The organism is Psychrobacter sp. ANT_WB68 (assembly GCF_008369115.1).
Lineage (GTDB): Bacteria > Pseudomonadota > Gammaproteobacteria > Pseudomonadales > Moraxellaceae > Psychrobacter.
Genome location: NZ_VOAZ01000001.1, coordinates 348,154 through 361,257 on the forward strand (window position 1 = coordinate 348,154; position 13,104 = coordinate 361,257).

The window sequence follows — 13,104 nt, forward strand, 5'->3', positions numbered from 1 at the left end:
ACGCCTCTTTCAATACTACTCATCAAAATCTTTAAGCTCACTACCCAAGCTTGCTAAAAAATCATCACTCTGCGCCAGTAATTCGTTTAAGCGTTCTTCATTAATAAGCCGTGCTAGCTCATCAGCGCTAAAAGACTGCTCTTGACTATAATAGAATAGCTCATAATCTGCTTTTTCTAACTCTTGCAAATGTTTTTCGACATGCTCTGCGCTAGAGTTAGTTTCCAGTGGCCTCTTATTATCACTCATTAAAACCACCTCAAGCCACTTGGCGTAATCAAACCATCTAACGGCACATCCCAAGCCTGACGCTCTAGTTGCTCGACCACTTGAAAGTCATAACACCAACCAATTTTTAATGGCTTTTTTAACCCTGCTTGATGGCTTTTACTAAGGGTCATATCATAAAAACCACCACCCATACCCATACGATTGCCGTTTTTATCAACCGCTGTTAATGGGCAGATAATGACATCTAATTCAGCTGCCCACAATAATCGGCGATGATGATTTTGCTTCATACCTAAGCTGTGAATACGCGTTGGTACATTTAACAGTTTCGACTGATGGATAGGTACAAAGCGCAGACGTTTATCATCGTTGCCATTTCTAGTGCGTCCGAGCGAACCTACCACTGGTAAATAAGGTAAATAGCCTAAGCGTTGACACCAGTCCAACAGTGGCTGAGTGGGCAGCTCACCAAAGCCATCATAATATAAGCCGATACGCGCATGCGGTGCTAAGCGCTGTTGCAACTTAATTAAGTGCAAGCTTGCCATGCGCGCGTATTGCCTGCGCTCGCCATCTGTAAGCTTACGACGTTGGCTGGTAAATTGGCGTCTTGGCGGATTGATTAAAGTATCAGAGATTTTGACCTCTTGTTTAGAAGGGTCTACCTCATTGGATAGCTCACATAGCCTTGATAGCGAAGTAGCAGATTGTTGTTGGCTGGTGTTTTTAGACATCAGTTAGCCTCACGGACTTGGAGAAATTTGTGATAAGTCATGCTATCATAACGCCACTTTACAACGTATTTTCCTTTATGTGCAGCGTGTGTTGCACTTTTTTCGAAGCAGCTATAAAACCAACCATCAAAGAGGGTAGTTATGTCGACACAGAATCAGGCAACTCGTACCGAAAAAGATACCATGGGCAACGTGGAAGTCCCAGCTGACGCTTATTGGGGTGCGCAAACTCAGCGTAGCCGTGAAAACTTTAAAATCGGTGGCGAGACTTTGCCACGTCCAATGATTGAAGCAATGGCTTTGGTTAAAAAAGCCGCTGCGATTACCAATGCGAGCCTTGAGCGTATCGAAGGCGATAAGCGCGATTTAATCGTCCAAGCCGCTGACGAAGTCATCAACGGTGGTTTAACCGATCAGTTTCCATTGGTTGTATGGCAGACCGGTTCTGGCACCCAGTCAAATATGAACATGAACGAAGTATTGGCCAATCGTGCCAATGAAATCGCTGGTTCTGAGCGTGGCAGCTACACACCGATTCACCCAAATGATCATGTCAACCATGCACAATCTACCAACGACAGCTTTCCAACTGCGATTCGTGTGGCTGCTGCTCGTGAAATCAATGGCTTATTGATTCCGGCGGTAAAAGCATTGCGCGATACACTAGACGCAAAAGCCAAAGAATTTGATAGCATCGTTAAAATCGGTCGTACCCATTTGCAAGACGCCACGCCTTTGACATTAGGTCAAGAGTTTAGCGGTTATGTCAGCCAATTGGACCACTCGTTAACGCGTATCGATAACGCGCTACAAGGCTTGTATGAATTGCCACTAGGCGGCACAGCGGTTGGTACTGGTCTAAACGCCCACCCTGACTATGCGGTAAAAGCAGCTGAGCAATTAGCGACATTGACTGGCTTGCCGTTTGTCACCTCACCGAACAAGTTTGAAGCACTAGCGGCTCGTGATGCTGAAGTATTTGCTTCTGGCGCACTAAAAACGCTAGCAAGTAGCTTAAATAAAATCGCTAACGACGTACGTTGGTTGGCATCAGGTCCTCGTTGTGGTTTGGGTGAGTTAACGATTCCTGAAAATGAGCCAGGCTCATCTATCATGCCGGGTAAAGTGAATCCAACTCAGTCAGAAGCAATGACCATGGTTGTGGCGCAAGTGATGGGTAACGATGTAACGATCAGCATGGCAGGCGCGTCAGGTAATTTTGAGCTAAACGTCTATAAGCCAGTAATCGCCTTTAACTTATTGCAATCTATCAAGCTACTTGGTGATGCCTGCAATAGCTTTAATGAAAATTGTGCGGTAGGTATTGAGCCAGTAAAAGACAAAATCGATGACTTTTTGCATAACTCATTAATGCTAGTAACGGCATTGAACCGTCATGTTGGTTATGAAAACGCAGCAAAAATCGCTAAGACTGCTTATAAAGAAAACAAAACCTTGAAGCAAGTGGCGGTTGAGTTAGAGCTGTTAACTGAAGCGCAATTTGATGAGTGGGTTATTCCTGCTGATATGGTAAACCCTAAGTAAGGCATTTAATACTTTCTTAGAATAGTAAAAAGACCTTGTCATATAGTGTGGCAAGGTCTTTTTTTTATCTATCAATTGAAGCACATACATCACGCGAAACAATGTCTTACGCTCAAACAACAAGCAAACCAATACTTATAACAGCGCCAACAAAAATTTTGATTATAATGAGCGCATAGATAAGAGCTCGTGAATAACAGTTCTTAAATGACAGTTTCAAATCATGATAAAGACAATAAGAGCGAACGATCAGACCAACTAAAAATAGTTCGCCGCTAACGTCCATCTATCTATTTTCTTATCTATGACCATTCTAATTATATAATTGAGGTGATTTTATGAAAAAATTAACTGCCGCTCTATCATCAGCTGGTATTTTGATGGCGATGCTGGGTTCTGGTTCTGCAATGGCTTACTCGGATAAAGTGATGGAACCAAGTGAGAGCTATGACACCGCTGTTAAACACAGACAAGTCAACTATACTTGCCAGAACAACAAGAAAATCAGCGTGACTTATGGCTTTAATAAGCAAAATCTACCTACGTTTGCAGAAGCCAACCTGAATGGCAAAAAAAGATTTTTGCCGATTAACTTAGGTCGTTCTGACGATGTTGATACCGTGTTTGGTGATGAAGAAAACTTTAGTATTATGACTGGTGCACTGCGTTTAAATAATTATCATAAGTCATCGGCTAATATTCAAAATGCCAGCAGTGAAATTCTTTATAAAGGCTGTGATGTTCAATCTGTCAAAAAGATTAAAGGCTAGTTTGTAGTAGACTGATAGGTTTAGGGAAATTAAAAAGACCTTGCTGTTAATCACAGCAAGGTCTTTTTTTATCTAAAATCTAAGCTCAATTAGAACTTATAAAGTAACCCAAGCGTCGTCGTTGCATCAGTACGCGAGTCAACCATTGGGCTATCGTATTGCTCATTGGGCAGATAGCTTAAGCTTTGATTGGCAAACCCTGCCCAGCGCTCATTGAAGTCATAGTTGGCACTGATATTGATATACGGATTCAAGCTCGAATTAGAAGTGTAAGCTGCAACGCCTGTCTTCGCCGATTCTTTATCCGTTACGCCATAATAATATTCATTATAGTCAGCATCATGGTACTCAAAGCCAACGCTTGGATAGACCGTGAGCTTATCTTTAGTGATTTTGGCGAGATAACTCAAGCGTGCCGTATTGCCACCACTATTATCTAAAACATCAGTCGCTATTTGAAGGCGGAAACCGCCCACAGGCGTACGACGTAGATACGATAGACCCGCAGCGGCTGATGCCTTACGTTTATCCAGACCTTGAAGGGCACCAGTCGCATCGTCAGGGTCGAATTCGCTACCATCAAGCTGCGCGTAAGCAGCCAGCTGATTGGTACCATCATTGATGATATAAGCACCGGCTTGAGCACCGCGTGCATAGACTCTATTATTATCATAAAACACACCCGGCAATACTTTTATCTCAGTGCTATCTTCCAAATCATAGGCTGATTTGACTGCCATGACGTTGACACCGACGCTGAGTTGGGCATCGTGATCAGTCGGTAAGTTGTTCTTAAACAACGCGGCATTGGAAAAGCTGGCGACACTAAATAGGGCGGTGGCGGTCAATGCGCTAAGCACAGTGCGCGTCAACGGTTTAGATAGCGCTGATGATTTAAACATGATTTGCTCTCATAAGTGGGTGGGCTAAATGGTTAAAATAGAGTCGATAAATAGAATAGTCAATGAAAATGGGTAAGTAGAAACAGTTAAGAATAATAGGGGGTTCACGTCCGCTATTTTATCATAATAAATAAGTCTGGCATTTTACTCAATGGCGGTTAGCACTTGTAATATTTGCTGATGAATATCTTGCCACCACCACATAAAACCCATACTGATCAGCAGCATCATGAGCCACGGTAACACTTGCCAAATAAAGATGGATTTGTGCGGTGTTCTCTCTTCGTTAAATTTTCTGTGATTGGCATTCATATTTATAGGTAAGTTTACAGCAGAGTCGGGATTAAAACTGCTGTTATTATCAAAATTCCCATCATTGTCGAAGCGAGGAGTGTGGGTAGAAAAGTCAGTGTCGCTGCTCGTTGGAGAGTTAATATACGTCGTATGATAGCTGTCTCCAACTCGTCTAGGCACATTCTGTACTGTAGCAGCCAACCGCTGACGATAGGCAAGCGCGAACGCCAATGCAATCACTAAGCCAGTTATTGCACCGCCAATATGGCCAGCATTATCAATCCCCGGTACCGCAAAGCCATACACCAAGTTGATGCCCATAATAATGATCAGGCTTTTAAGATTTAGCACCATGCCATTGACTGATATTTTAAATAGGGCAGCTATTAATAGCGCGGCACCGATACCCATAATGCCACCAGACGCGCCCGCTGATATGCCCGGTTGTCCAGTGCCATCCAATATACCTTGCCACGTAATATGGTTGTTCAGTAGGTTGCCAGCGATTGCCGCCAGTAAAAATAATGCCAAAAACTTCGCTGAGCCAAACATCGGCTCGGCGATTTGTCCAAAAAAATACATCGCAAAACTATTAAACAGTAAATGCATCAGACCAATATGCAAAAAGGCACTACTTGCCAAGCGCCATGGTTCATTATCCATGGTGTAAGGCAAGGCATTGGCGCCCCATTTTAACAAGTCTTCAATTGATGGATTATTGGCATCGACTCCAGTCAGTACCTGCATAATAAATAGTCCGATAAAACTGACTAATAGCAAAGTAGTGACAGGCGCTGTTTTTAATAATTGTTGAATGGTCATAAACGCAAATTATCAATAAAAAATTATAAGTAGAGTATAAAGGCTAGGGTTAGGGCGTGTCATCTATAAGCCTGTTATGAATATTTAATAAAGGCGAGTTTGTTAATAAGGATTGATTTTAAGATTCTCATAAGTGCCTTTGACCAAAATATCATTCGTCACTTGATTGATATCGGTATGACCACAAAACGCCATACTGATATCACACTCGTTATAGATAAGCTCTAGCGCACGGCGCACGCCGTCTTCACCATAAGCACCGAGTCCATATAAAAACGCGCGACCAATCATTGTACCATTGGCGCCCACCGCCAACGCTTTGAGCACATCTTGACCGGAGCGAATGCCACTATCGAGCCAAATCTCAATATTGCTATTTTCCGCTCTTACCGCTTGCACGATATCAGCGAGCGCCGCAATGGAAGACAGCGCACCATCAAGCTGACGTCCGCCATGGTTTGAGACGACCAGCGCATCGGCACCGCTACGGGCAGCCATGATGGCATCTTCAGGCTCCATGATACCTTTTATAATCAGCTTGCCGCCCCACATATCTTTAATACGCGCGACGTCATCCCAACTCAGAGCAGGGTCAAACTGTTCAGCCGTCCATGCCGAGAGCGATGAGATATCTTCGACGTTTTTGGCATGGCCGACGATATTGCCAAAGCTATGCCGTTTAGTGCCGAGCATATTCATGCACCATTGCGGCTTGGTCATGAGATTCAGTATATTGGCAAGGGTAGGCTTTGGCGGTGCTGATAGACCATTTTTAATGTCTTTATGGCGCTGTCCTAGCACTTGTAAATCCGCGGTTAAGATAAGCGCTGAACAATTGGCAGCCTTAGCACGGCGAATCAGGTTTGCCATAAACTCTTGGTCGCGCATCACATACAGCTGAAACCAAAACGGCGCACTGGTATTTTCCGCCACATCTTCGATAGAGCAGATGCTCATGGTCGAAAGCGAGAAGGGCACGCCAAATTTCTCCGCTGCCCGCGCGGCGTGAATCTCGCCATCTGCCCACATCATACCGGTAAAGCCAGTAGGCGCGATAGCGACTGGCATTTTGGCTTTTGAGCCCAGCATGTCAGTGGCAAGCGAACGCCCTTCCATATTGACCAATACCCGCTGGCGCAATTTAATACGGTCAAAGTCGGTTTCATTATTGCGATAGGTGGTCTCAGTCCATGAGCCTGAATCGACATAATCATAAAACATCCGCGGCACTTTACGCTCGGCGACTCGACGCAAATCTTCGATTTCCGTGACTTTCTTTAAATCTTTCATATATTTCTCATTATTATGATTGTTTTATAACAGCGCTCTTATGCTGGCTGTTTTATTAAGACAGTTTTATGACGCTACTAATAACTGCTGCAAATCCAGCACTGAAAACGGATAATTTAAACGTCTGGACGGCGTCAATATGACAGGAATTGTAGTAGCAAACTCCATCATGAGCGTTTCATCGAAATCGGCAATATCAACATGCTGATAGCTTAGCGGTTGCACCGCTTGAAATTGGGTTAGCAGCTGCTCAGCGATGTTACAAAGATGGCAGCCAGTCGTCCCGAGTAGCCACCATTTATCCTGATTTTCAGCCGTACCAAGATTGGGGTTGGCGGCAATCATACGTGCCCGTAACATTGGTACGGTACTATCATTACCATTCTCATTATCCATTTTTGCACTCTTATCCTGATTTCTATTTTTGATGGTTAATGTCTTTTTATAATATTTGCTGCTAACGTCTGTTTCTAATGTTTGGCGTTAATAATGTCTGACGCTAAGCATTTATTTTACGTAATTTAAGTAAAAGCATTGATATTATTTAATACTATTTACATGATAAAGAAATAGGGTAAATAATGACAGCGATTGTGAGATTAGGTAAGATGACCTGCTATTTATCATTGCTCATTATTAGCGTCTTATTGATAGCTAGCCGTTTATCGCTCATCATTTATAGACAGCCGTTTTTTATACGACTATTTTTTCATCACTCGGATATCGCACGCATGACAAGTTTTGGCAAATTTATCAAACGATTATTATTGGCATTCATGTTGTTGGTCGTGGCATTCCATATATTGGTCGCAGGTCTACTGTTGATTTGGAAAACCCAGCCGATTAATAACAGTATGTTTATGCTGACCCATCGTTTAACGGGCGGCACCGTCACGCAGACATGGGCTGAGTATGATGACATTGCCAAATCTGCCAAACAAGCGGCGATTGTCAGTGAAGATTCGACATTTAGCCAGCATAACGGCTTTGATATGAAAGGCATTAAGGAAGCACAGAAAAAGAATGAAGAGACTGGCAAAACTTCAGCAGGTGGCTCAACCATCACCCAGCAATTGGCCAAAAATCTATTTTTAACCTCACATCGCTCTTATACCCGTAAAGCCGAGGAAGCAATCATCACCGTGATGATAGAAACCTTGTGGGATAAACAACGCATTTTGACCGCTTATTTGAATGTGGCAGAGTTTGGCAATGGTATTTATGGTATCGATGCCGCCGCCCAGCATTATTTTGATAAATCAGCAGCCAATCTAAACCGCGACGAATCTGCTTTACTAATCGCTATGCTGACCAATCCAAAATACTATGAAAGTCATCAAAGCGACAAACGCTTGCGCAACAAACAACGTATCATTAAAAAACGGATGAAGAATGCCGTCTTGCCACAATCGGCTTAACTTGCTCGCTCAAACTGGAGGTTGAACTTGTCAGTTGCTATAGCTGCTTAAATGGTTCATTAGATTAAATAGCAGTAAGCCTGAGTTGTGCTATGTTATAGGATGACAGTGTAGATACTAGGTAGCTACTCTAAAAGAAATTGGCTTAAAGATAATCAAAAAGAGCATTAGCGTAAAAATGGCATAAAAGTTTTTAGGGCGCGTCCTCATTTTATAAATGGTGATAAAAATAAAAGATGATGGCGTATCGATAACGCCATAGGAGTAGGAAGATGGCAGAGATGGATAATAAGTATGAAGTTAATGACAGTAGTGATATCAGTATAAAAACTGACAATGAAATAAGCACGAGCCTTGTTAACGTAGGTGAGGGTTCGAGCGATGGTTTGACTGAGAGCTTAACTGAGATTGAGTGGCAACGTTCAGAAGACGGCAGCTACTCACCCAGCAGCTATATCAATCGCGACTTATCTTTACTACAGTTTCATTTGCGCGTGTTAGCGCAGGCCGCCAGTCCGCGCCACCCTTTATTAGAACGTTTATTTTTCTTGATTATTTTTTCATCCAATATCGATGAGTTCTTTGAGATTCGTGTTGCCGGTATCATGCAAAAGCTCAATCTAGGTGATGTATCGACCAGTGTCCATGGTATGCGCCCAAGTGAAGTATTAGAAGAGATATCCGTCATCACTCACGCTGCCATCGATGAACAATACCGTATTTTAAATGAAGAAATCCTGCCAGCGCTTGCCGAAGAAGACATTCGATATCTAAAACGTGACGAGTTGAATAGCGAGCAATCGGCATGGATGAAGCGATATTTTACCGAGCAAGTATCTCCAGTCTTAACTCCCATTAGCATTGACCCTGCGCATCCATTTCCACGTTTAGTCAATAAGAGCTTAAACTTTATTGCCACCTTAGAAGGCAAAGATGCCTTTGGCCGCGATATCAATCTAGCGATTGTGCCAGCACCGCGCAGCTTGCCACGCGTGATTCGTCTGCCTGATGAGCTGACGGGTGGTAAAGAGCACCATGTGATGCTGTCAGCCGTGATTCATGAACATATCGGTGAGCTATTCCCTGGCATGAATGTCACTGGCTGTCATCAGTTTAGATTGACACGCAACGCAGATTTAGACCTAGCAGACGATGTCGATGACATTGCCAAGGCCTTAGAAGGCGAGCTTGAAAACCGCCGCTTTGGCGACAAGGTGCGTTTAGAGGTCACCACTGACTGTCCGACGCCCATTAGTGATTATTTGCTCAATGAGTTTGAGCTGCATGACAATCAATTATATCGTGTCAATGGACCGGTGAACTTAACGCGGCTGCTGTTTGACTTTAATATTCCAGCACTGCGTTATCAGCCGTTTACCCATGTCGTACCCAAGCCTTTTCGCCGTGAAGTCGATAAGCTTGATAAAGCGACCAGTATGTTTGCAGCGATGCGTAAAGGTGATGTATTGGCACATCATCCGTTCCATGCGTTTTCACCGATTATTAATTTATTATGGCAGGCGGCAAGCGACCCAAAAGTATTGGCCATTAAACAAACTCTATATCGTTCAGGTACCAATTCAGAGATTGTCAAAGCGCTAGCAGCAGCAGCGCGTCATGGTAAAGAAGTGACGGCGGTTATTGAGTTACGTGCGCGTTTTGATGAAGCGTCTAATATCGCAGTTGCCAATTATCTACAAGAAGCAGGCGCAGTCGTGGTTTATGGAATTGTGGGCTATAAGACCCACGCCAAGCTGATGCTCATCGTGCGCCGTGAAGACGATAAGATTCGCCGTTATGTGCATCTAGGTACAGGCAATTATCACGCTGCCAATGCCAAAGTTTATACCGATTATGGCTTATTCAGTGCTGACCCCGATATCTCAGAAGACGTGCATAAAATATTCCAAGAACTAACGGGAATGGGCAAACCAGCCAACTTGAAAAAGCTCCTGCATGCGCCCTTTACTTTGCATGAGAAACTAATGAGCTTTATCGATGACGAGATTGCCCATGCCAAAGCGGGCAAGCGCGCTCATATCATAGTTAAAGTCAATGCGCTGACTGAACGTCGCCTGATAGATAAATTGTATGATGCGTCGCAAGCAGGGGTTAAGATTGAGCTAATTTTGCGCTCCATGTGCTGCTTGCGTCCACAAGTAAAAGGGCTGTCTGAGAACATTACTGTCCGATCTGTCATCGGGCGCTTTTTGGAGCATACACGTATTTATTACTTCCATAACGATGGGGATGAGCGGCTATATTGCGGTAGTGCTGACTGGATGGATCGCAACTTATTCCATCGCGTCGAGGTGGCATTTCCTATTGAAGATAAAAAACTGTTCAAGCAGATTTATGAAGACGGGCTCTTAAATTATCTCAAAGACAATGTGCAAGCATGGATGCTTGACGGTAATGGTGTCTGGCAGCAGACTGAACCTGCCGTAGGCGAATTGCCGCATATCGCGCAGGAGCATTTATTAAAAGTGATTAACGGCGTTGGCGAGCCCGTTTAGAGTATTGGCTTTAATCAGCTGGTTTTATTAGACGTGCTTGCTGATATCTCTAGTTAACCTGAATTGCATTAAATTTTAATATTTCCAGTTAAATTATTCTCAATGAAAGCCCAGCGTGGATGTAATCTACGCTTGGCTTTTTCGTATTAATAATCTCCATTGCGAATGATGATAACTATAAAGATGAAACATACGTTACAAACTGTCTTGTAACCTCACATTTATTCACACATTGATACTGCAGTACACTGGTTAGTGATTGAAAATTCTCCTTATAATTGGCACAGGTCTTGTTACTAATACATCAATTATAAAAAATAGGAAATGAATCATGAGCAATACCAATAACGATACCTCAGATATTAAAAAAGCAGCAGAGCAAGCAGATAGTCAACAAATTGAGAAAAATTTACAAGAGAATAAACCATTCGATGCGCCAGAAGAGTTGAGTGAAGAAGAACAGACTTCATTTATTGATGATGAATTACGCACCGATAAGTGATATCAGCTTCATTACAAAGAAATCAGTAGCAATTAGCATCTTTATTAATTCATAAAAATAAATAATGATTTAAACCATAAAAGCGAGGGAAGCGCTATGCCAACTAATACTCATCCAAATCATGAAGAAGCGGTACCCGTTCATGATCCAGCAGCCTTACATCCAGACAATGCCCAAGACAGTTATGAAGGTCGTAAACACGAGCCCGATATCGATGGACCACAGCAGAAATCACAGGAAACGGACGAGATATACTCCGATCCTCGTAAGGAAGAGAATTTGCCAGCTGGTGGTAAGAATGTCGCAGACTTAAATGCTTATGATTTATCCCAAAAAGGCAATGAATAGGGTTTAGCTGTTGTTAAATTTGCAAGCCAGTAGTTTTAGAAATTGAATGATTGATAATAATAACGATAATCACAACAATTCAAAATGACAAGGACACCATAATGCAAAGTGAGAAGATGCAAACAAAAGATCCAGCGTTAACCAAAACGCGTATTGAAGAGTCCGATGTTAATACGCTCGATACCAATAGCACTCGTATTGGTTCTCATGATGAACTCGAACAGAGCACGACTGAAAATAAAGGGACGGATACCTTTAAAGAAGGCGTGATAAATTCAGAGCACGTCAATGACAATGACAACCCTGCGCGTCAGCCAGATCGACGTGACCAAGATGGCAATGCTTTTGACGAAGGTATCAATGAGCATACGATTGTGGGTAGTACTCCTAAAAGCGCAAGTATCAATGACTTAAACCGCTATGCAAATGTTGATAATGCCCAAACACGCGTACTAAATCCTGATGAAAAAGATTCTTAATATTTGGGTTTTAGGTATTAAGTCAAAGCTAAAAAGGTGCAGCAATCAGTTGATAAGAATATCGCTGATTGCTGCACCTTTTTTTAATCATTATTTATAGCTGTTAAGAGCTCAGATAAAATTTATAAATCCTAAGCGGGTGTACCACTATGAAAACGCAGTTCAGTATCGGGGCTCGATATCAGCTCTGCTTCGACTGCTTTAAAAAAGGCAACGCGCTCGTCGATATTGTTCTCAGACAATGACTGCGCCAATGCCAGATAATCTTCAAAATGGCGACTTTCTGACTTAAGTAAATAGCGATAGTACTTCGCCAAACGCTCATCGTTGATAACTTCAGCCAGTGCCGCAAAACGCTCACAAGAGCGTGCTTCAATAAAAGCCCCGATAATTAATACGTCCACCATCGCTGCTGGCTCGTAAGTACGTTTATGTTTGAGCATGCCTTTAGCATAACGCCCGGCACTTAGATATTCCCACTCTTGCCCGCGCTCATTCATGATGCCGAGCACTTGCTCATAATGCAGCATCTCCTCGCGTATCAACTGCGCCAATTTTCGCTGTAAATCATAAGAGAACTCGTAGCGAAATAGTAGGTTCATCGCTGTACCAGCCGCCTTCTTTTCACAATTGGCATGGTCTTGAATGATTAATGGTAAGTCGGCAATGGCGGCATTTATCCAAGCTTGTGTGGTGCGAGCACCCAAAAACTCATAAATAGGAGATAGGTCTACCTTTATAGGCGTTCGCAATTGTGCAATATCGACGCTGTCCTCTTGAGAGCTATCCTCTTGAGTGCTGTGTTTTTGAGTATTGATTTCTTGAAAAACATCTTCTGTTCTATCAGATTCGACTGATTTTTCTTGCGTTAAAGTTGAAAGGTTTTGTGCATTGATAGTCATAGTTTTATTGGGCTTTATTAGCGAGTGGGTGTTTAAGGTTACTGTCAAAGATATTACATTTAGTCTAGCGCACTTTATACTGTCACGTACTTTTGCTTAATATATAACCGTTAAGCATAAATCAATAGAGTAATGATTACCTAACGTTTATCTATTGCTTTCGGTAAATGCGCTTAAGCAAGGCGTCTATAGCGTCTAAGGTAGACGTCTTATAGGGTATCATTTATATACAGCCTAAGTATTTACTTGCTGAATGGTGTTCGCTTGTTTATTTCATTATTTGATAGTAGGATGAGATTCTGCTTTTGGGACATTTTGTTGGACCACCAACTGATGATTAATAGTCAGTTG

Annotated in this window: 14 protein-coding genes; 7 read left to right on the top strand and 7 right to left on the bottom strand. The window is 42.7% G+C overall.

What is annotated here, in order from left to right; all coding sequences use genetic code 11:
• Nucleotides 1-15: 15 nt before the first annotated feature.
• Together FQ084_RS01505 and FQ084_RS01510 are read right to left on the bottom strand one after the other, a co-directional pair.
• The gene (locus FQ084_RS01505; protein ID WP_149488875.1) at nucleotides 16-249 is read right to left on the bottom strand and encodes a hypothetical protein; all 234 of its coding nucleotides are present in this window, start codon (nucleotides 247-249) and stop codon (nucleotides 16-18) included.
• Nucleotides 249-965, bottom strand: coding sequence for a 5-formyltetrahydrofolate cyclo-ligase (locus FQ084_RS01510; protein ID WP_149488876.1), 717 nt, complete (start codon nucleotides 963-965; stop codon nucleotides 249-251). Before FQ084_RS01510 ends, FQ084_RS01505 begins: the two co-directional genes overlap by 1 nt.
• Before the next feature lie 141 nt (nucleotides 966-1,106).
• Between FQ084_RS01510 and fumC the strand changes: the two genes are divergently transcribed.
• Both fumC and FQ084_RS01520 read left to right on the top strand, forming a co-directional pair.
• Nucleotides 1,107-2,510: a class II fumarate hydratase gene (gene fumC, locus FQ084_RS01515; RefSeq protein WP_149488877.1), complete on the top strand. Its 1,404-nt coding sequence runs from the start codon at nucleotides 1,107-1,109 to the stop codon at nucleotides 2,508-2,510.
• A 338-nt stretch (nucleotides 2,511-2,848) separates the two neighbouring features.
• On the top strand, nucleotides 2,849-3,280 hold the full coding sequence (locus FQ084_RS01520; protein ID WP_149488878.1) for an adhesin: 432 nt from the start codon (nucleotides 2,849-2,851) through the stop codon (nucleotides 3,278-3,280).
• A gap of 89 nt (nucleotides 3,281-3,369) precedes the next feature.
• Here FQ084_RS01520 and FQ084_RS01525 read toward each other — a convergent pair whose 3' ends face one another.
• From FQ084_RS01525 to FQ084_RS01540, 4 genes are all read right to left on the bottom strand, one after another.
• A complete protein-coding gene (locus FQ084_RS01525) occupies nucleotides 3,370-4,182 on the bottom strand; it encodes a MipA/OmpV family protein (RefSeq protein ID WP_149488879.1) in 813 nt (270 codons plus the stop codon).
• A 144-nt stretch (nucleotides 4,183-4,326) separates the two neighbouring features.
• Complete coding sequence (locus tag FQ084_RS01530; RefSeq protein ID WP_149488880.1) at nucleotides 4,327-5,298, bottom strand: rhomboid family intramembrane serine protease; 972 nt, start codon at nucleotides 5,296-5,298, stop codon at nucleotides 4,327-4,329.
• Nucleotides 5,299-5,400: 102 nt separating this feature from the next.
• On the bottom strand, nucleotides 5,401-6,588 hold the full coding sequence (locus FQ084_RS01535; protein WP_149488881.1) for an alpha-hydroxy acid oxidase: 1,188 nt from the start codon (nucleotides 6,586-6,588) through the stop codon (nucleotides 5,401-5,403).
• Between the two features lie 66 nt (nucleotides 6,589-6,654).
• The gene (locus FQ084_RS01540) at nucleotides 6,655-6,984 is read right to left on the bottom strand and encodes a glutaredoxin family protein (protein WP_149488882.1); all 330 of its coding nucleotides are present in this window, start codon (nucleotides 6,982-6,984) and stop codon (nucleotides 6,655-6,657) included.
• Between the two features lie 335 nt (nucleotides 6,985-7,319).
• On the opposite strand from FQ084_RS01540, the gene mtgA reads away from it, so the two are divergent.
• From mtgA to FQ084_RS01560, 5 genes are all read left to right on the top strand, one after another.
• Entirely contained in the window at nucleotides 7,320-8,006 is a 687-nt protein-coding gene (gene mtgA / locus FQ084_RS01545; RefSeq protein ID WP_149488883.1) for a monofunctional biosynthetic peptidoglycan transglycosylase, read from the top strand.
• A gap of 272 nt (nucleotides 8,007-8,278) precedes the next feature.
• Nucleotides 8,279-10,522 carry a polyphosphate kinase 1 gene (gene ppk1 / locus FQ084_RS01550; RefSeq protein WP_262880619.1) on the top strand — a complete coding sequence of 748 codons (2,244 nt, stop codon included), beginning with the start codon at nucleotides 8,279-8,281 and terminating at the stop codon, nucleotides 10,520-10,522.
• A gap of 331 nt (nucleotides 10,523-10,853) precedes the next feature.
• On the top strand, nucleotides 10,854-11,024 hold the full coding sequence (locus FQ084_RS13185) for a hypothetical protein (protein ID WP_188032872.1): 171 nt from the start codon (nucleotides 10,854-10,856) through the stop codon (nucleotides 11,022-11,024).
• Between the two features lie 96 nt (nucleotides 11,025-11,120).
• Nucleotides 11,121-11,372 (top strand): hypothetical protein, encoded by a 252-nt coding sequence (locus tag FQ084_RS01555; RefSeq protein ID WP_149488884.1) that lies wholly within the window; start codon nucleotides 11,121-11,123, stop codon nucleotides 11,370-11,372.
• A gap of 101 nt (nucleotides 11,373-11,473) precedes the next feature.
• Complete coding sequence (locus FQ084_RS01560) at nucleotides 11,474-11,851, top strand: hypothetical protein (RefSeq protein ID WP_262880620.1); 378 nt, start codon at nucleotides 11,474-11,476, stop codon at nucleotides 11,849-11,851.
• A gap of 131 nt (nucleotides 11,852-11,982) precedes the next feature.
• Here the strand turns inward: FQ084_RS01560 and FQ084_RS01565 are convergent, their stop codons facing one another.
• A complete protein-coding gene (locus FQ084_RS01565; protein WP_149488885.1) occupies nucleotides 11,983-12,753 on the bottom strand; it encodes a tRNA-(ms[2]io[6]A)-hydroxylase in 771 nt (256 codons plus the stop codon).
• Nucleotides 12,754-13,104: the final 351 nt, after the last annotated feature.

Excerpts from the sequence above, each read along its gene's own strand:
- FQ084_RS01565 (WP_149488885.1), bottom strand. The coding sequence starts at position 12,753 with ATGACTATCAATGCACAAAACCTTTCAACTTTAACGCAAGAAAAATCA.
- FQ084_RS13185 (WP_188032872.1), top strand. The coding sequence starts at position 10,854 with ATGAGCAATACCAATAACGATACCTCAGATATTAAAAAAGCAGCAGAG.
- FQ084_RS01530 (WP_149488880.1), bottom strand. The coding sequence starts at position 5,298 with ATGACCATTCAACAATTATTAAAAACAGCGCCTGTCACTACTTTGCTA.
- ppk1 (WP_262880619.1), top strand. The coding sequence starts at position 8,279 with ATGGCAGAGATGGATAATAAGTATGAAGTTAATGACAGTAGTGATATC.
- FQ084_RS01505 (WP_149488875.1), bottom strand. The coding sequence starts at position 249 with ATGAGTGATAATAAGAGGCCACTGGAAACTAACTCTAGCGCAGAGCAT.
- FQ084_RS01510 (WP_149488876.1), bottom strand. The coding sequence starts at position 965 with ATGTCTAAAAACACCAGCCAACAACAATCTGCTACTTCGCTATCAAGG.
- FQ084_RS01560 (WP_262880620.1), top strand. The coding sequence starts at position 11,474 with ATGCAAAGTGAGAAGATGCAAACAAAAGATCCAGCGTTAACCAAAACG.
- FQ084_RS01540 (WP_149488882.1), bottom strand. The coding sequence starts at position 6,984 with ATGGATAATGAGAATGGTAATGATAGTACCGTACCAATGTTACGGGCA.
- FQ084_RS01525 (WP_149488879.1), bottom strand. The coding sequence starts at position 4,182 with ATGTTTAAATCATCAGCGCTATCTAAACCGTTGACGCGCACTGTGCTT.
- fumC (WP_149488877.1), top strand. The coding sequence starts at position 1,107 with ATGTCGACACAGAATCAGGCAACTCGTACCGAAAAAGATACCATGGGC.
- FQ084_RS01555 (WP_149488884.1), top strand. The coding sequence starts at position 11,121 with ATGCCAACTAATACTCATCCAAATCATGAAGAAGCGGTACCCGTTCAT.
- FQ084_RS01535 (WP_149488881.1), bottom strand. The coding sequence starts at position 6,588 with ATGAAAGATTTAAAGAAAGTCACGGAAATCGAAGATTTGCGTCGAGTC.
- FQ084_RS01520 (WP_149488878.1), top strand. The coding sequence starts at position 2,849 with ATGAAAAAATTAACTGCCGCTCTATCATCAGCTGGTATTTTGATGGCG.
- mtgA (WP_149488883.1), top strand. The coding sequence starts at position 7,320 with ATGACAAGTTTTGGCAAATTTATCAAACGATTATTATTGGCATTCATG.